The organism is Shigella flexneri 2a str. 301 (assembly GCF_000006925.2).
GTDB lineage: Bacteria > Pseudomonadota > Gammaproteobacteria > Enterobacterales > Enterobacteriaceae > ECMA0423.
The window spans coordinates 4,385,141-4,403,185 of the sequence record NC_004337.2; the positions used below are offsets into that span (position 1 = coordinate 4,385,141).

Here is an 18,045-nt window from a genome sequence, read left to right on the forward strand (position 1 = left end):
TTTAGTTTTTGAAGACCACCGCAAGTGTTCGTCTGGCTTCACATGGCATCTTCTTCTTAGAAAAAGATCGACATATTTTGTGACGCGAATTGCAAATCTGGTTTTGTTGTATGGATTGCGTGATTTTTGATCTGGTATAACAGGTATAAAGATGCACCACGATAGTCAATGAGACTGGGCATCTCGTAATCTATGGCAAACATCACTTCAGTTCTTTCACATCGGGTGATGAAAATGCACTTCAGTCTGAAAGGAATATGAAAATGAGATCAACAGACACTCTATTTTATGACTCTGGGTAAAATGGGTTGAGTAAGTGATATAACTTACGAATATTCAAATCAATTAAAAATCAGAAGAGATTTTATACTCAGGTATTTAATCTGGATCTCTGTTTATTTAAATAATGTTAAAAGAGAATTTTCACAGGAGACCTTATACAAAAAATATAAAATACAGTTACCCGTTGCCAAAGACACTATAAGCCTGGCAAAAAAATATTACACAACATAAATGCTAATTGTTTATGCGGGCTTTGTATTGCTTTCTGTATCCTACAAATGAGTGAAATTTATGAAAAAGGCTAAAATACTTTCTGGCGTATTATTACTGTGCTTTTCGTCCCCATTAATTTCTCAGGCTGCGACACTGGACGTACGTGGTGGATATCGTAGTGGAAGCCACGCCTATGAGACTCGACTCAAAGTCAGTGAGGGATGGCAAAATGGATGGTGGGCAAGCATGGAAAGTAATACCTGGAATACCATTCATGATAATAAAAAGGAAAATGCCGCACTCAATGATGTTCAGGTTGAAGTTAATTACGCAATTAAACTTGATGATCAATGGACGGTGCGCCCGGGAATGTTAACGCATTTTAGCAGCAACGGCACACGCTACGGACCCTACGTAAAACTGTCCTGGGACGCGACAAAAGATCTTAATTTTGGCATTCGCTATCGTTACGACTGGAAAGCTTACCGACAACAAGACTTATCCGGTGATATGTCTCGTGATAACGTTCATCGTTGGGATGGATATGTCACTTACCATATTAATAGTGATTTCACCTTCGCATGGCAAACGACGCTATACAGCAAACAGAATGATTATCGCTATGCAAACCACAAGAAATGGGCGACGGAAAATGCCTTTGTTCTACAATACCATATGACGCCCGATATTACGCCATACATAGAATATGACTACCTTGACCGCCAGGGTGTTTACAACGGCAGAGATAATTTATCGGAAAACAGTTATCGCATTGGTGTGTCATTTAAACTGTAGTAGACAGGAGACAGTCACAATGAATAAAACTATAATGGCGCTTGCTATCATGATGGCTTCATTTGCCGCAAACGCGTCTGTATTACCGGAAACTCCTGTGCCATTTAAAAGTGGTACCGGAGCAATTGATAACGACACTGTCTACATTGGTTTAGGTAGCGCAGGTACAGCATGGTACAAGCTAGATACACAGGCCAAAGATAAAAAATGGACTGCGTTAGCTGCATTCCCTGGTGGACCGAGAGAGCAAGCAACCTCTGCATTTATTGATGGCAATCTGTATGTGTTTGGCGGCATTGGCAAAAACAGCGAGGGATTGACTCAGGTATTTAATGACGTACACAAATACAACCCCAAAACCAATAGCTGGGTTAAATTGATGTCGCACGCGCCGATGGGCATGGCGGGTCATGTGACTTTTGTACACAACGGCAAGGCTTATGTTACTGGCGGTGTTAACCAGAATATCTTCAATGGCTATTTTGAAGATCTCAACGAGGCTGGAAAAGATTCAACCGCTATAGATAAAATCAACGCCCACTATTTTGACAAAAAAGCAGAAGATTATTTCTTCAATAAGTTTCTGTTGTCTTTTGATCCCTCAACACAGCAATGGAGTTACGCTGGCGAATCGCCCTGGTACGGAACGGCTGGTGCGGCGGTTGTGAATAAAGGTGATAAAACCTGGCTTATTAATGGCGAAGCCAAACCAGGATTGCGAACGGATGCCGTATTTGAACTTGATTTCACCGGTAATAATTTAAAATGGAATAAGCTTGATCCCGTCTCATCACCAGATGGCGTCGCTGGCGGTTTTGCGGGGATAAGCAATGATTCTCTTATATTTGCTGGAGGGGCCGGATTCAAAGGTTCACGAGAAAATTACCAGAACGGTAAGAACTATGCGCATGAAGGCCTGAAAAAATCATATAGCACTGATATTCATCTTTGGCATAACGGGAAATGGGATAAATCGGGTGAATTATCGCAAGGTCGGGCCTACGGAGTATCATTGCCCTGGAATAATAGTTTATTAATTATTGGCGGTGAAACTGCAGGCGGCAAAGCGGTGACGGATTCAGTTTTAATTTCTGTGAAGGATAATAAAGTCACAGTACAAAACTAACGCTTCAGGGCCCCGGTAAAGGGGCCCTGCTATCAATTTGTCATTTGTATTACGCGAAAATTATATGAACGCAATAATATCACCCGATTATTACTATGTTCTTACCGTTGCTGGTCAGTCTAATGCCATGGCGTATGGCGAAGGACTGCCATTACCGGACAGGGAAGATGCGCCTCATTCCAGAATTAAACAATTAGCGAGATTTGCGCATACGCATCCCGGAGGCCCGCCATGTCACTTTAACGACATTATTCCACTGACTCACTGCCCACACGATGTTCAGGATATGCAGGGTTATCACCATCCTCTGGCAACGAATCATCAAACACAGTACGGCACCGTTGGCCAGGCACTGCATATTGCACGGAAATTACTGCCCTTCATTCCTGATAATGCAGGGATTCTTATCGTTCCGTGTTGCCGTGGCGGATCGGCTTTTACCGCGGGCAGCGAAGGGACATATTCAGAACGGCACGGAGCCAGCCATGATGCTTGTCGTTGGGGAACGGATACTCCGCTGTACCAGGATTTAGTCAGCAGAACGCGAGCCGCACTGGCAAAAAATCCGCAGAACAAATTCCTCGGCGTATGCTGGATGCAAGGCGAATTTGACTTAATGACCAGTGACTACGCGTCACACCCTCAACACTTTAATCATATGGTTGAAGCCTTTCGTAGGGATCTAAAACAATACCATTCTCAGCTTAATAATATTACTGACGCGCCGTGGTTTTGCGGCGATACCACCTGGTACTGGAAAGAAAATTTCCCGCATTCGTATGAAGCTATTTATGGCAATTATCAAAATAATGTTTTAGCCAATATTATTTTCGTCGACTTCCAGCAACAAGGTGAAAGAGGACTGACGAACGCGCCTGATGAAGACCCGGACGATTTAAGCACGGGATATTACGGTTCAGCGTACCGGTCACCGGAGAACTGGACGACGGCACTGCGAAGCAGTCATTTCAGCACGGCAGCCCGTCGGGGGATTATTTCTGACAGATTTGTAGAAGCAATTTTGCAGTTTTGGCGCGAAAGGTGAGCGGGGAGTTTATTCATGGGGGATGTCCTTGTTCGTTCTCAGAGTAGACAACAAAAAACAAATGAGATCAAGGTAATATCTCTTCACTTGCGGGCTCGAACAGCAGGCAATTGCCAATATAATAATCTGGCACAAGGGTGAAAAACGCGCACCGCATAAACCGTTGTTATTGCTTACAGATTAGCCGGATGCCTTAATAGACATCCGCGCCTTTTCGATTATGGCTCGGAAATCTACGAACATCTACACAGTTTACTGGAACGTTTTGGGCCACAGCGTTCGCAGCACCGTCCTGATATGCCGTTCTGGCGATTATAAGTCGACGGATTCTGGCAAATAGACGATGATGATATGCTTAATGATGTTCAAAGAAATTAGGCCATTATTATATTATTGCTTGCATTTTCTTTCATTCCTAAAAGCACCCGCCATTAATCCCAGGCGCATTATGCAGGTAATGACTCCAACTTACTGATAGTGTTTTATGTTCAGATAATGCCCGATGACCTTGTCATGCAGCTCCACCGATTTTGAGAACGACAGTGACTTCCGTACCAGCCTTGCCAGATGTTGTCTCAGATTCAGATTATGTCGCTCAATGCGCTGAGTGTAACGCTTGCTGATAACGTGCAGCTTTCCCTTCAGGCATGATTCATACAGCGGCCAGCCATCCGTCATCCATACCACGACCTCAAAGGCCGACAGCAGGCTCAGAAGACGCTCCAGTGTGGCCAGAGTGCGTTCCCCGAAGACGTGCGCCACAACCGTCCTCCGTATCCTGTCATACGCGTAAAACAGCCAGCGCTGACGTGATTTAGCACCGACGTAGCCCCAATGTTCGTCCATTTCAGCGCAGACAATCACATCACTGCCCGGTTGTATGCGCGAGGTTACCGACTGCGGCCTGAGTTTTTTAAGTGACGTAAAACCGTGTTGAGGCCAACGCCCATAATGCGTGCACTGGCGCGACATCCGACGCCATTCATGGCCATATCAATGATTTTCTGGTGCGTACCGGGCTGAGAGGCGGTGTAAGTGAACTGTAGTTGCCATGTTTTACGGCAATGAGAGCAGAGATAGCGCTGATGTCCGGCAGTGCTTTTGCCGTTACGCACCACGCCTTCAGTAGCGGAGCAGGAAGGACATCTGATGGAAATGGAAGCCACGCAAGCACCTTAAAATCACCATCATACACTAAATCAGTAAGTTGGCAGCATTACCAAGAAAACCGACAGAATCCATTTGAAAGACGCAGCGCGAATGCTGGAAGTTTCTGTAATGACTATTCGTCGCGATCTCCATCAGGAAGATGAACCTCTGCCACTGACCCTACTGGGTGGCTATATTGTAATGGTGAATAAACCCGCGCCATCCATGCCAGTAATCCATGACGTTCCAAAAAATCATCGTGATGACTTACCTATTGCAATTCTGGCTGCCGGAATGGTTAATGAAAATGATCTGATCTTCTTTGATAATGGCCAGGAGATACCACTCGTTATAAGCATGATCCCGGATGCAATCACCTTCACCGGCATCTGTTACTCACATCGCGTCTTTGTTGCGTTGAATGAAAAGCCTAATGTAACAGCAATACTTTGTGGTGGTACGTATCGTGCCAGAAGTGATGCTTTTTACGATGCCAGTAACTCTTCGCCATTAGACTCTCTCAATCCGCGAAAAATATTTATTTCCGCCAGCGGTGTGCATAATCACTTTGGCGTCAGCTGGTTTAACCCTGAAGATCTTGCCACTAAGCGTAAAGTGATGAACCGTGGACTACGGAAAATTTTGCTCGCCCGCCACGCGTTGTTCGATGAAGTGGCCTCTGCCAGCCTCGCACCGATCTCTGCATTTGACGTTCTGATTAGCGATCGTCCGTTACCGGCAGATTATGTTACGCACTGCCAGAATGGTTCTGTAAAGATCATTACACCTGATTCAGAAGACGAATGACTTACTGAAAAAACACCACAATCTTGTTAAACATCGTCGGGTTGGACTGATTACGTTGCACTTTCACCACATATTCCAGCTTATCTATTTGGCTTATCACCTACTCCAGACGCTGGTCATCCTTGACCAGTAGCCAGATATGGCTTTTGTCGCAGTCCTGAATCGGCAGGCAGAGAATGTCTTCAACGTTAAGAGCGCGACGGGCAAAAGCCCACAAAGGTGAGTCATTACACCCGGATGGTAAACAGGCACTTCCTTGTTGTAGAAGCCGTTATATTGTCCATAATGTCTGGGTTTTTAATGCATACTGGGTAACAACCGGACGAATCTTCGAATATCACTGGCGCTGCCAGCCGGTTTGAATTCATCTCACAACCCTGCATAGAGCGAATCTCCTGCCTGCACGTCACTCTGAATCGCCACGGGTTTAACAGACACCTCAGAGTCATTTAAGATGGCTTAAAGAGAGGTGCCCATGAGCGGTAAGCGTTATCCCGAAGAGTTTAAAACTGAAGCAGTCAAACAGGTTGTTGATCGCGGTTATTCTGTTGCCAGCGTTGCAACACGTCTCGATATCACCACCCACAGCCTTTATGCCTGGATAAAGAAGTACGGTCCGGATTCTTCCACTAATAAAGAACAGTCAGATGCTCAGGCCGAGATCCGCCGTCTCCAGAAAGAGCTGAAACGGGTTACCGACGAACGGGACATATTAAAAAAAGCCGCGGCGTACTTCGCAAAGCTGTCCGACTGAGGTACGCCTTTATCCGTGACAACTCCTGTTGCTGGCCTGTTCGCCTGCTCTGTCGGGTGCTGGATGTTCATCCCAGTGGTTTTTACGCCTGGCTTCAGCAGCCGCATTCACAACGCCATCAGGCAGACCTGAGACTGACAGGACAGATTAAACAGTTCTGGCTGGAATCGGGATGCGTCTATGGTTATCGCAAAATCCATCTGGATCTGCGTGACAGCGGGCAACAGTGCGGAGTAAACAGAGTCTGGAGACTGATGAAACGTGTCGGAATAAAGGCTCAGGTCGGATACCGAAGCCCGCGGGCACGTAAAGGCGAGGCCAGTATCGTGTCACCCAACAGGCTCCAGCGACAGTTCAATCCGGATGCTCCTGATGAGCGTTGGGTAACGGACATAACCTACATCAGGACCCACGAAGGCTGGCTGTATCTTGCCGTTGTTGTTGATCTGTTCTCACGCAAAATTATCGGCTGGTCCATGCAATCCCGGATGACAAAGGACATTGTCCTGAACGCACTGCTGATGGCTGTATGGCGGCGTAATCCCGAAAAACAGGTGCTGGTTCATTCGGATCAGGGCAGTCAGTACACAAGCCATGAGTGGCAGTCGTTCCTGAAATCACACGGCCTGGAGGGTAGCATGAGCCGTCGCGGTAACTGCCATGATAATGCGGTTGCAGAAAGTTTTTTCCAGTTGTTGAAACGTGAACGGATAAAGAAAAAGATCTACGGAACGCGGGAAGAAGCCCGCAGTGATATTTTTGATTACATCGAAATGTTTTATAACAGTAAGCGTCGGCATGGTTCTAGCGAACAGATGTCACCGACAGAATATGAAAACCAGTATTATCAACGGCTCGGAAGTGTCTAGATTATCCGTGGCGATTCATACTCCATCGTAAGCATTACACTTCGTTGCTAACTTATTGAATGCTTGCCAGTCAGAGAGATCTAGTTTGTGGATCTCAACAGTACGTCTGCCATCGCAATTATGATCTCTTCCACGATTTGACAGTAATGTAGCGCGTGCGTATTGATGAAATTTTAATTTTGCTGGTTTGTCGGTGGACGAAAAACGGGGTAAATATGCGGGGAATGAATAAATAGTTGTTGGTAATGTCATTTTATTGTTGCCTGTTTAATGTTTTTACAAATATCGCAGTTGAATGTTCAAAGAAAAAGAATTGATTTTAATAAAAATAAGTTTGTTTTCTGAAGTGGTGAAAATAGCGGATGGTGAAAGATATTAATATCAAAAATCGCTCATCACGGATATAACGATGCACCAGAGAGGGGGGAGATGACTGACAACGCGTTGGTAAGCGAGGTTCGATAACTCGGTAATGCTGCCAACTTACTGATTTAGTGTATGATGGTGATTTTAAGGTGCTTGCGTGGCTTCCATTTCCATCAGATGTCCTTCCTGCTCCGCTACTGAAGGCGTGGTGCGTAACGGCAAAAGCACTGCCGGACATCAGCGCTATCTCTGCTCTCATTGCCGTAAAACATGGCAACTACAGTTCACTTACACCGCCTCTCAGCCCGGTACGCACCAGAAAATCATTGATATGGCCATGAATGGCGTCGGATGTCGCGCCAGTGCACGCATTATGGGCGTTGGCCTCAACACGGTTTTACGTCACTTAAAAAACTCAGGCCGCAGTCGGTAACCTCGCGCATACAACCGGGCAGTGATGTGATTGTCTGCGCTGAAATGGACGAACATTGGGGCTACGTCGGTGCTAAATCACGTCAGCGCTGGCTGTTTTACGCGTATGACAGGATACGGAGGACGGCTGTGGCGCACGTCTTCGGGGAACGCACTCTGGCCACACTGGAGCGTCTTCTGAGCCTGCTGTCGGCCTTTGAGGTCGTGGTATGGATGACCGATGGCTGGCCGCTGTATGAATCACGCCTGAAGGGAAAGCTGCACGTTATCAGCAAGCGTTACACTCAGCGCATTGAGCGACATAATCTGAATCTGAGACAACATCTGGCAAGGCTGGTACGGAAGTCACTGTCGTTCTCAAAATCGGTGGAGCTGCATGACAAGGTCATCGGGCATTATCTGAACATAAAACACTATCAGTAAGTTGGAGTCATTACCCGCAATCCGCGCCCGATCCAGCAGTGTTTTAAGTTCACGCTGCTCGCGTTCAGTCATCTCTTTTTGGGTAATACGGGGGAGTGCCATGATGGTGCCCTCAGTGAGTGAAGTGGCACACTGAATTTGGCCACCTGAACAGAGGTGATATGCTCACCTCAGAACAACACAGGTGCTCCAATGAAAAAAAGAAATTTTAGCGCAGAGTTTAAACGCGAATCCGCTCAACTGGTTGTTGACCAGAAATACACGGTGGCAGATGCCGCCAAAGCTATGGATGTTGGCCTTTCCACAATGACAAGATGGGTCAAACAACTGCGTGATGAGCGTCAGGGCAAAACACCAAAAGCCTCCCCCATTACCCCGGAACAAATTGAAATCCGTGAGCTCAGGAAAAAGCTACAACGCATTGAAATGGAGAATGAAATATTAAAAAAGGCTACCGCGCTCTTGATGTCAGACTCCCTGAACAGTTCTCGATAATCGGGAAACTCAGAGCGCATTATCCTGTGGTCACACTCTGCCATGTGTTCGGGGTTCATCGCAGCAGCTACAGATACTGGAAAAACCGTCCTGAAAAACCAGACGGCAGACGGGCTGTATTACGCAGTCAGGTACTTGAGCTACATGGCATCAGCCACGGTTCGGCCGGAGCAAGAAGCATCGCCACAATGGCAACCCGGAGAGGCTACCAGATGGGACGCTGGCTTGCTGGCAGGCTCATGAAAGAGCTGGGGCTGGTCAGCTGTCAGCAGCCGACTCACCGGTATAAACGTGGTGGTCATGAACATGTTGCTATCCCTAACTACCTTGAAAGGCAGTTCGCCGTGACCGAACCAAATCAGGTGTGGTGCGGTGATGTGACCTATATCTGGACGGGTAAGCGCTGGGCGTACCTCGCCGTTGTTCTCGACCTGTTCGCAAGAAAACCAGTGGGCTGGGCCATGTCGTTCTCGCCGGACAGCAGGCTCACCATGAAAGCGCTGGAAATGGCATGGGAAACCCGTGGTAAGCCCGGCGGGGTGATGTTCCACAGCGATCAGGGCAGTCATTATACGAGCAGGCAGTTCCGGCAGTTATTGTGGCGATACCAGATCAGACAGAGTATGAGCCGGCGCGGAAACTGCTGGGATAACAGCCCAATGGAACGCTTCTTCAGGAGTCTGAAGAACGAATGGATGCCGGTGGTGGGTTACGTAAGCTTCAGCGAGGCAGCTCACGCCATAACGGACTATATCGTTGGATATTACAGCGCACTAAGACCGCACGAATATAACGGTGGGTTACCCCCAAACGAATCGGAAAATCGATACTGGAAAAACTCTAACTCGGTGGCCAGTTTTTGTTGACCACTTCAAACATCAACCTACGCTCCCCAAGATGTTCCGCCTTATGGATGTAAGCTGCTCGCACAGAGCTACGCTCCTGGTGACTCATCTGCCGCTCTACCGCATCCCTCGACCATAATCCCGACTCAATCAACGAACTACAAGCCATCGTCCTGAAGCCATGCCCACAAACCTCGACCTTCGTGTCATACCCCATTACGCGCAAAGCCTTGTTCACCGTATTCTCACTCATCGGCTTACGTGGATCGTGATCGCCCACAAAAATCAGCTCTCGATTTCCGCTCATGCTTTTGATCTTTTCCAAAATACTTAGGGCCTGCCGCGACAAAGGTACAAGGTGTGGTGTCCGCATCTTCGAGCCACGCTGAGAATGCTTGACTCCTTCCAGTTGCTCACGCTCACCTGGGATTGTCCACATAGCCGTTTCAAAATCTATTTCTGACCAGCGGGCAAAACGCAGCTCGCTCGAACGGATGAAAACCAATAAAGTGAGTTCAACCGCCAGTCGAGTTAACGGTCTGCCAGAATAGTGATCTATGCGATGAAGTAATTCAGGTATACGGTTCAGTTCAAGAGCTGCACGGTGCTGTCTTTTCGCCGTAGCAACCGCACCTGCAATCTCTTGCGCGGGGTTGTAGTCGATTAAGCCGCTCTGAACGGCAAAGCGCATAATCGCGGTAGTACGCTGCTGTAAACGGGCGGCAACTTCGAGCCGCCCGGATGACTCGACTGCTTTAATGGGTACAAGAAGATCCCGCGTCTTCAGTTCCGCAATGTTCCGCTTACCGATAGCAGTAAAGAGATTATCCTCCAGACTTTTCAAAACACGAGCGCTATGCGATGCCGACCACTTCTGATTGCTGGCGTGCCAGTCTCTGGCGACTACTTCAAACGTTATCGCCTCTTGTTCCTGTTCTACCTTAACAGCTTTCTTGTTTTCACTGGGATCGACACCATTAGCTAAAAGCTTACGAGCCTCATCCCGGCGTGCCCTGGCATCCGCCAACGACACTTCGGGGTATTTCCCCAATGCCAGCATCTTCTCTTTGCCGCCAAAGCGATAACGTAGCCGCCAGTATTTGGAGCCGTTAGGGTGAACCAGCAAAACCATGCCTTCACCGTCGGTCAGCTTATAGGCTTTTGCTTCAGGCTTAGCCGAACGAACCTTCACATCACTCAGAGCCATGATGAGTATCCTTTCAAGGGTTCTGTGTGGGTACAAACATTATCGAACCGGGAAATACCCGCAGTTGTACCCGCATCAGTAAGTTGATGTAGATTGAATCAGGTTGACTTAGGTTGAGTGAAAAAGCGAGGAAAGCCTTGCGGATACTGGATTTTAGGCACAAAAAAAGACGTCCGTTGACGTCTATTGATGTTCCGATGGTGCCGAAGGCCGGACTCGAACCGGCACGTATTTCTACGGTTGATTTTGAATCAACTGCGTCTACCGATTTCGCCACTTCGGCACTGAAGAGGTATGCGGAAAACGTTGTGGATTATACCTGTCGCACGCCACCATGCAAGCGCCAGCTTGCACCCACCTCGCTAAGTGCTGAAATTTTCAGCATTACACTCAGCGATATGTAACCTTTGTCACACTCCAGGCACCCCGCCCTGCCATGCTCTACACTTCCCAAACAACACCAGAGAAGGCCCCAAAAATGTCGATGATAAAAAGCTATGCCGCAAAAGAAGCGGGCGGCGAACTGGAAGTTTATGAGTACGATCCCGGTGAGCTGAAGCCACAAGATGTTGAAGTGCAGGTGGATTACTGCGGGATTTGTCATTCCGATCTGTCGATGATCGATAACGAATGGGGATTTTCACAATATCCGCTGGTTGCCGGGCATGAGGTGATTGGGCGCGTAGTGGCACTCGGGAGCGCCGCGCAGGATAAAGGTTTGCAGGTCGGTCAGCGTGTCGGGATTGGCTGGACGGCGCGTAGCTGTGGTCACTGCGACGCCTGTATTAGCGGTAATCAGATCAACTGCGAGCAAGGTGCGGTGCCGACAATTATGAATCGCGGTGGCTTTGCCGAGAAGTTGCGTGCGGACTGGCAATGGGTGATTCCACTGCCAGAAAATATTGATATCGAGTCCGCCGGGCCGCTGTTGTGCGGCGGTATCACGGTCTTTAAACCACTGTTGATGCACCATATCACTGCTACCAGCCGCGTTGGGGTAATTGGTATTGGCGGGCTGGGGCATATCGCTATAAAACTTCTGCACGCAATGGGATGCGAGGTGACGGCCTTTAGTTCTAATCCGGCGAAAGAGCAGGAAGTACTGGCGATGGGTGCCGATAAAGTGGTGAATAGCCGCGATCCGCAGGCACTGAAAGCCCTGTCGGGGCAGTTTGATCTCATTATCAATACTGTGAACGTCAGCCTCGACTGGCAGCCTTATTTTGAGGCGCTGACCTATGGCGGTAATTTCCATACGGTCGGTGCGGTTCTCACGCCGCTGTCTGTTCCGGCCTTTACGTTAATTGCGGGCGACCGCAGCATCTCTGGTTCTGCTACCGGCACGCCTTATGAGCTGCGAAAGCTGATGCGCTTTGCCGCCCGCAGCAAGGTTGCGCCGACAACCGAACTGTTCCCGATGTCGAAAATTAACGACGCCATTCAGCATGTACGCGATGGTAAAGCGCGCTACCGAGTAGTCCTGAAAGCCGACTTCTGATCCCTTTGCCGGGTGCTGTCGCCCGGCACTTAAATCTCTTTGGAAGGCGTCTCGCAATCTGCTGAATTTAGCGGTGAAGAGTGCACAGCCGTTGCCTATACTCCAGGCAGGAAACTGGAGGAAATCTCATGAGCGAACCCCTGTTAATTGCCCGCACGCCGGACACAGAACTGTTTTTACTGCCGGGAATGGCTAACCGTCACGGGCTGATTACTGGCGCAACGGGGACGGGTAAAACCGTTACGCTGCAAAAACTGGCAGAGTCATTGTCGGAAATCGGCGTGCCGGTGTTTATGGCTGATGTGAAAGGCGATCTGACCGGTATCGCGCAGGCAGGAACGGCGTCGGAAAAACTGCTCACAAGGCTTAAAAATATCGGCGTCAATGACTGGCAACCGCATGCCAATCCGGTGGTGGTGTGGGATATCTTTGGCGAGAAAGGCCACACGGTGCGGGCGACGGTTTCGGATCTGGGGCCGCTGTTGCTGGCGCGACTGTTGAATCTCAACGATGTGCAATCTGGCGTGCTGAATATTATCTTCCGCATTGCGGACGATCAGGGATTGTTGCTGCTCGACTTTAAAGATTTGCGGGCGATTACCCAGTACATCGGCGATAACGCCAAATCCTTCCAGAATCAGTACGGAAATATCAGTAGCGCATCGGTTGGTGCCATCCAGCGCGGATTACTGTCGCTGGAACAGCAAGGCGCAGCACACTTCTTTGGTGAGCCGATGCTGGATATCAAAGACTGGATGCGCACCGATGCCAACGGTAAAGGCGTTATCAATATCCTCAGCGCCGAGAAACTTTATCAGATGCCGAAACTGTACGCCGCCAGCCTGCTGTGGATGCTTTCAGAGTTGTATGAACAATTGCCGGAAGCGGGCGATCTGGAGAAACCAAAACTGGTGTTTTTCTTCGACGAGGCACATCTGCTGTTTAACGATGCACCGCAGGTACTGCTGGATAAGATTGAGCAGGTGATAAGGCTTATTCGCTCAAAAGGCGTGGGCGTCTGGTTCGTTTCGCAAAACCCGTCTGATATTCCGGATAATGTGTTCGGCCAGCTCGGTAATCGTGTTCAGCACGCTTTGCGGGCTTTTACGCCAAAAGATCAGAAAGCAGTGAAGACAGCGGCGCAAACCATGCGGGCCAATCCGGCATTTGATACCGAAAAGGCAATCCAGGAACTGGGGACCGGCGAGGCGTTAATCTCGTTTCTCGATGCAAAAGGAAGTCCTTCTGTGGTGGAACGGGCGATGGTGATCGCACCTTGTTCGCGAATGGGGCCGGTGACGGAAGATGAGCGTAATGGCCTGATTAATCACTCCCCGGTGTATGGCAAATATGAAGATGAGGTGGACCGCGAGTCCGCCTATGAGATGCTGCAAAAAGGCTTTCAGGCCAGTACCGAGCAGCAAAATAATCCCCCCGTGAAAGGGAAAGAGGTGGCGGTGGATGACGGTATTCTTGGTGGATTGAAGGATATTTTGTTTGGCACTACCGGACCACGCGGCGGGAAGAAAGATGGTGTGGTGCAAACAATGGCGAAAAGCGCCGCTCGCCAGGTGACGAATCAGATTGTACGCGGGATGTTGGGGAGTTTGCTGGGGGGGAGAAAAAGATAAGTCAGACGTGATCTGTGCCCCTCACCCTAACCCTCTCCCCAAAGGGGCGAGGGGACCGTTCGAACTCGTATTTGACTTTGTCAACAATAATAAAGGGAGCTTTCGCTCCCTTGTTAGATTACGATTTTCTCATTAACAGCCACAGGCTGATTAAGAAGAAGCTGGCACTTGGCAACAGTGCGCCGATGATCGGCGGGATGCCGTAAACCAACGTCAGCGGGCCGAAGATCTGGTCCAGTACGTAGAAGACAAAACCGAAGCTGATACCTGTGACCACACGCACGCCCATCGGTACGCTACGCAGTGGGCCAAAGATAAACGACAGCGCCATCAGCATCATCACCGCCACGGATAGCGGCTGGAAGATTTTGCTCCACATGTTGAGCTGATAACGTCCGGCATCCTGACCGCTCGACTTCAGATACTTCACGTAGTTGTGCAAACCACTGATGGAGAGTGCATCCGGGTCCAGCGCCACCACGCCCAGTTTGTCTGGCGTGAGGTCGGTTTTCCAGGTGCCGCTCACCGTCTGCGAACCGGTAATCTGTTTCGGATTGGTCAGATCAGATTCATCAACCTGCGACAGACGCCAGACTTTATGTTCCGGGTCAAACTTCGCGGTAGCGGCATAACGTACGGATTGCAGACGACGATTCTCGTTAAAGGCATAAATACTGATGCCACCTAACACCTCGTCACCTTTAACCCGCTCAATGTAGACGAAGTTGTTGCCATCTTTCGCCCATAAACCTTGCTGGGTAGAGAGCAACGAGCCGCCGTACATCGCCTGCGCACGGTAGTTACGCGCCATCTGTTCGCCCTGCGGCGCGACCCATTCGCCAATCGCCATCGTCAGCAAGACCAGTGGAATGGCGGTTTTCATCACCGACAGCGCTACCTGCATACGGGTAAAACCAGAAGCCTGCATCACCACCAGTTCGCTGCGCTGCGCCAGCATCCCAAGACCAAGCAACGCCCCAAGAAGAGCCGCCATCGGGAAGAAGATCTGCACATCTTTCGGCACGCTCAGCAAGGTATACATTCCTGCGCCTAACGCGTCGTAACTCCCCTGCCCGGCTTTTTTCAGCTGATCGACAAATTTGATAATGCCCGACAGCGACACCAGCATGAACAGCGTCATCATGATGGTGGTGAAAATAGTTTTACCGATATAGCGGTCAAGTACGCCAAAAGGTTGCATCACACCGCTCCTTTACGCGAAAAACTGGCGCGCAGGCGGCGGACCGGCACGGTGTCCCAAAGGTTGAGAACAATCGCCAAAGCCAGATAAATCAGGTTAACGGTCCACATCCACAGTGTCGGGTCCAGCTTACCTTTACCGCCGTTCGATTTCAGGGAGGTCTGGATCAGGAAGAAAAGTAGATACAGCAGCATGGCTGGCAGCATCGACAGTACGCGTCCCTGACGCGGGTTAACCACGCTCAACGGTACAACCATAAGTGCCATCATAAACACGGTGAATACCAACGTGATACGCCAGTTCAGTTCTGCGCGAGCACGATCGGTGTCAGTGTTCCACAATGTGCGCATGTCCATCTGGTCGGTATCGTTCGGGTCGAGCGCCACCGCCTGGTGACCAATGATCGCCTGATAATCCTGGAAATCCGTAATGCGGAAATCACGTAACAGTGCAGTGCCTTCGAAGCGCGTTCCCTGGTTGAGAGTGACGACCTGGGAGCCGTCGCGCAGCTGGGTTAAATGTCCGGAATCGGCCACCACCACAGAAGGACGTGCATTACCTTTTGGTCGAATTTGTGCGAGGAACACATCTTTGAAATCGCTGCCGTCAACGCTTTCGATGAACAGCACCGAGCTGCCATTAGTCGCTTGCTGGAATTGCCCTTGCGCCAGCGCCGCCATGCCAGGGTTCGCTTTCGCTTCTGCTAACACTTCATCCTGATGACGCGATGACCACGGTCCCGCCCACATCACGTTAACCGCCGCGACGATTGCCGTGAATACCGCAAGGATCATTGCCGCTTTCACCAGAACCGCTTTGCTCAAGCCGCAGGCATGCATTACCGTAATTTCACTTTCGGTATACAGTTTGCCCAGCGTCATCAGCAGCCCGAGGAACAGGCTTAATGGCAGGATAAGCTGCGCCATTTCCGGCACGCCCAACCCGAGAAGGGAGAGCACCAGATTCGCCGGAATATCGCCGTCAACCGCTGCGCCGAGGATCCTCACTAACTTTTGACAGAAGAAGATCAAAAGCAAGATGAAGAGTATCGCCAGCTGGCTTTTGAGCGTCTCCCGCACCAGATATCTTATGATTATCACTTTAAATACGCCCGTAAAAACTCGTCTTTTGCAGGATTTTAGCTTGTTTCATGGCTTAAACGTCATTTATTCTCTTGAGTCGTCGAAATCGTCGCTAAGATAATTATACTCAACGGATTCACCTCTCAGATTTTGTTCTGACGTGCCAATGCCGTAATAACGTTAAGATTAACACGAAGTCATCGCAACAGCGGACATGAGTTACGAAAGCTTGCAATTCTATCTGTAGCCACCGCCGTTGTCTTTAAGATTCAGGAGCGTAGTGCATGGAGTTTAGTGTAAAAAGCGGTAGCCCGGAGAAACAGCGGAGTGCCTGCATCGTCGTGGGCGTCTTCGAACCACGTCGCCTTTCTCCGATTGCAGAACAGCTCGATAAAATCAGCGATGGGTACATCAGCGCCCTGCTACGCCGGGGCGAACTGGAAGGAAAACCGGGGCAGACATTGTTGCTGCACCATGTTCCGAATGTACTTTCCGAGCGAATTCTCCTTATTGGTTGCGGCAAAGAACGTGAGCTGGATGAGCGTCAGTACAAGCAGGTTATTCAGAAAACCATTAATACGCTGAATGATACTGGCTCGATGGAAGCGGTCTGCTTTCTGACTGAACTGCACGTTAAAGGCCGTAACAACTACTGGAAAGTGCGTCAGGCTGTCGAGACAGCAAAAGAGACGCTCTACAGTTTCGATCAGTTGAAAACGAATAAGAGCGAACCGCGTCGTCCGCTGCGTAAAATGGTGTTCAACGTGCCGACCCGCCGTGAACTGACCAGCGGTGAGCGCGCGATCCAGCACGGTCAGGCGATTGCCGCCGGGATAAAAGCAGCGAAAGATCTCGGTAATATGCCGCCGAATATCTGTAACGCCGCTTATCTCGCCTCTCAGGCGCGCCAGCTGGCTGACAGCTACAGCAAGAATGTCATCACCCGCGTTATCGGCGAACAGCAGATGAAAGAGCTGGGAATGCACTCTTATCTGGCGGTCGGTCAGGGTTCACAAAACGAATCGCTGATGTCGGTGATTGAGTACAAAGGCAACGCGTCGGAAGATGCACGCCCAATCGTGCTGGTGGGTAAAGGTTTAACCTTCGACTCCGGCGGTATCTCCATCAAGCCTTCAGAAGGCATGGATGAGATGAAGTACGATATGTGCGGCGCGGCGGCAGTTTACGGCGTGATGCGTATGGTCGCGGAGCTGCAACTGCCGATTAACGTTATTGGCGTGCTGGCAGGCTGTGAAAACATGCCTGGCGGGCGTGCCTATCGTCCGGGCGATGTGTTAACCACCATGTCCGGTCAAACCGTTGAAGTGCTGAACACCGATGCCGAAGGCCGCCTGGTACTGTGCGACGTGTTAACTTACGTTGAACGTTTTGAGCCGGAAGCAGTGATTGACGTGGCGACGCTGACCGGTGCCTGCGTGATCGCGCTGGGTCATCATATTACTGGTCTGATGACGAACCATAATCCGCTGGCCCATGAACTGATTGCCGCGTCTGAACAATCCGGTGACCGCGCATGGCGCTTACCGCTGGGTGACGAGTATCAGGAACAGCTGGAGTCCAATTTTGCCGATATGGCGAACATTGGCGGTCGTCCTGGTGGGGCGATTACCGCAGGTTGCTTCCTGTCACGCTTTACCCGTAAGTATAACTGGGCGCACCTGGATATTGCAGGAACCGCCTGGCGTTCTGGTAAAGCAAAAGGCGCAACCGGTCGTCCGGTAGCGTTGCTGGCACAGTTCCTGTTAAACCGCGCTGGGTTTAACGGCGAAGAGTAAGTTTGCGTTTTACCCTCACCCTAACCCTC

18 protein-coding genes, 1 tRNA gene, 1 pseudogene and 4 other annotated features are annotated in these 18,045 nt (G+C 49.8%); of the genes and pseudogenes, 12 read left to right on the top strand and 8 right to left on the bottom strand.

Going from position 1 to position 18,045, the window contains the following annotated elements; genetic code table 11:
- The first annotated feature begins 564 nt into the window (after positions 1-564).
- The 3 genes from yjhA (at position 565) to yjhS (ending at position 3,461) form a co-directional block, all read left to right on the top strand.
- Complete coding sequence (yjhA, locus tag SF4211; RefSeq protein NP_709924.3) at positions 565-1,290, top strand: hypothetical protein; 726 nt, start codon at positions 565-567, stop codon at positions 1,288-1,290.
- Positions 1,202-2,416, top strand: a complete 1,215-nt coding sequence (gene yjhT, locus SF4212) for an N-acetylneuraminic acid mutarotase (RefSeq protein NP_709925.2) — start codon at positions 1,202-1,204, stop codon at positions 2,414-2,416. Before yjhA ends, yjhT begins: the two co-directional genes overlap by 89 nt.
- Positions 2,417-2,480: 64 nt before the next feature.
- Positions 2,481-3,461, top strand: coding sequence for a hypothetical protein (gene yjhS, locus SF4213; RefSeq protein NP_709926.3), 981 nt, complete (start codon positions 2,481-2,483; stop codon positions 3,459-3,461).
- Between the two features lie 453 nt (positions 3,462-3,914).
- Positions 3,915-4,682: a mobile genetic element, on the bottom strand.
- On the opposite strand, the gene insB (SF4214) is transcribed toward yjhS, so the two are convergent.
- A complete protein-coding gene (gene insB, locus SF4214; protein NP_709927.1) occupies positions 3,930-4,325 on the bottom strand; it encodes an insertion element IS1 protein InsB in 396 nt (131 codons plus the stop codon). (Overlaps the previous feature by 396 nt.)
- Positions 4,352-4,627, bottom strand: a complete 276-nt coding sequence (gene insA, locus SF4215) for an insertion element IS1 protein InsA (protein ID NP_709928.1) — start codon at positions 4,625-4,627, stop codon at positions 4,352-4,354. Its footprint lies within the feature at positions 3,915-4,682.
- A 39-nt stretch (positions 4,683-4,721) precedes the next feature.
- Here insA and SF4216 point away from each other — a divergent pair.
- The 3 genes from SF4216 (at position 4,722) to SF4218 (ending at position 7,040) form a co-directional block, all read left to right on the top strand.
- The gene (locus SF4216) at positions 4,722-5,417 is read left to right on the top strand and encodes a DeoR family transcriptional regulator (RefSeq protein NP_709929.2); all 696 of its coding nucleotides are present in this window, start codon (positions 4,722-4,724) and stop codon (positions 5,415-5,417) included.
- A 469-nt stretch (positions 5,418-5,886) separates the two neighbouring features.
- Complete coding sequence (locus tag SF4217; protein NP_709930.1) at positions 5,887-6,171, top strand: hypothetical protein; 285 nt, start codon at positions 5,887-5,889, stop codon at positions 6,169-6,171.
- 56 nt (positions 6,172-6,227) lie between these two features.
- The gene (locus SF4218) at positions 6,228-7,040 is read left to right on the top strand and encodes a hypothetical protein (RefSeq protein NP_709931.1); all 813 of its coding nucleotides are present in this window, start codon (positions 6,228-6,230) and stop codon (positions 7,038-7,040) included.
- A gap of 21 nt (positions 7,041-7,061) precedes the next feature.
- Positions 7,062-7,292 (bottom strand) — a sequence feature (Similar to Escherichia coli K12 conserved hypothetical protein gi: 1790648 (265 aa). BLAST with identity of 95% in 76 aa. This CDS has been truncated. The sequence has been checked and is believed to be correct.).
- Here SF4218 and yjfZ read toward each other — a convergent pair.
- Both yjfZ and SF4220 read right to left on the bottom strand, forming a co-directional pair.
- Positions 7,062-7,292, bottom strand: a pseudogene (gene yjfZ / locus SF4219). It overlaps the preceding feature by 231 nt.
- Before the next feature lie 67 nt (positions 7,293-7,359).
- Complete coding sequence (locus SF4220) at positions 7,360-7,683, bottom strand: hypothetical protein (protein ID NP_709932.1); 324 nt, start codon at positions 7,681-7,683, stop codon at positions 7,360-7,362.
- Positions 7,509-8,276: a mobile genetic element, on the top strand. (Overlaps the previous gene by 175 nt.)
- On the opposite strand from SF4220, the gene insB (SF4221) reads away from it, so the two are divergent.
- The 3 genes from insB (SF4221) (at position 7,758) to SF4223 (ending at position 9,622) form a co-directional block, all read left to right on the top strand.
- Positions 7,758-8,261: an insertion element IS1 protein InsB gene (insB, locus tag SF4221; protein ID NP_709933.1), complete on the top strand. Its 504-nt coding sequence runs from the start codon at positions 7,758-7,760 to the stop codon at positions 8,259-8,261. It overlaps the preceding feature by 504 nt.
- Before the next feature lie 105 nt (positions 8,277-8,381).
- Positions 8,382-9,630: a mobile genetic element, on the top strand.
- Complete coding sequence (locus tag SF4222; protein NP_709934.1) at positions 8,418-8,756, top strand: insertion sequence element IS911 transposase InsN; 339 nt, start codon at positions 8,418-8,420, stop codon at positions 8,754-8,756. Its footprint overlaps the feature before it by 339 nt.
- On the top strand, positions 8,783-9,622 hold the full coding sequence (locus SF4223) for an insertion sequence element IS911 integrase core domain-containing protein (protein NP_709935.1): 840 nt from the start codon (positions 8,783-8,785) through the stop codon (positions 9,620-9,622). Its footprint lies within the feature at positions 8,382-9,630.
- On the opposite strand, the gene SF4224 is transcribed toward SF4223, so the two are convergent.
- Positions 9,597-10,808: a P4-type integrase gene (locus SF4224; protein NP_709936.2), complete on the bottom strand. Its 1,212-nt coding sequence runs from the start codon at positions 10,806-10,808 to the stop codon at positions 9,597-9,599. The two genes, SF4223 and SF4224, sit on opposite strands and share 26 nt — an antisense overlap.
- Positions 10,809-11,006: 198 nt before the next feature.
- Positions 11,007-11,091: transfer RNA gene (locus SF4545), tRNA-Leu, on the bottom strand.
- A 153-nt stretch (positions 11,092-11,244) separates the two neighbouring features.
- Here SF4545 and yjgB point away from each other — a divergent pair.
- On the top strand, positions 11,245-12,306 hold the full coding sequence (gene yjgB / locus SF4225; protein NP_709937.2) for an oxidoreductase: 1,062 nt from the start codon (positions 11,245-11,247) through the stop codon (positions 12,304-12,306).
- An 80-nt stretch (positions 12,307-12,386) separates the two neighbouring features.
- Positions 12,387-13,937, top strand: a complete 1,551-nt coding sequence (gene yjgR, locus SF4226; protein ID NP_709938.1) for a hypothetical protein — start codon at positions 12,387-12,389, stop codon at positions 13,935-13,937.
- A 118-nt stretch (positions 13,938-14,055) separates the two neighbouring features.
- Here the strand turns inward: yjgR and yjgQ are convergent, their stop codons facing one another.
- Entirely contained in the window at positions 14,056-15,138 is a 1,083-nt protein-coding gene (gene yjgQ, locus SF4227; protein ID NP_709939.2) for a lipopolysaccharide ABC transporter permease, read from the bottom strand.
- Positions 15,138-16,238 (bottom strand): lipopolysaccharide ABC transporter permease LptF, encoded by a 1,101-nt coding sequence (yjgP, locus tag SF4228; protein NP_709940.2) that lies wholly within the window; start codon positions 16,236-16,238, stop codon positions 15,138-15,140. Before yjgP ends, yjgQ begins: the two co-directional genes overlap by 1 nt.
- A gap of 266 nt (positions 16,239-16,504) precedes the next feature.
- On the opposite strand from yjgP, the gene pepA reads away from it, so the two are divergent.
- Positions 16,505-18,016 (top strand): multifunctional aminopeptidase A, encoded by a 1,512-nt coding sequence (gene pepA, locus SF4229; protein ID NP_709941.1) that lies wholly within the window; start codon positions 16,505-16,507, stop codon positions 18,014-18,016.
- Positions 18,017-18,045: the final 29 nt, after the last annotated feature.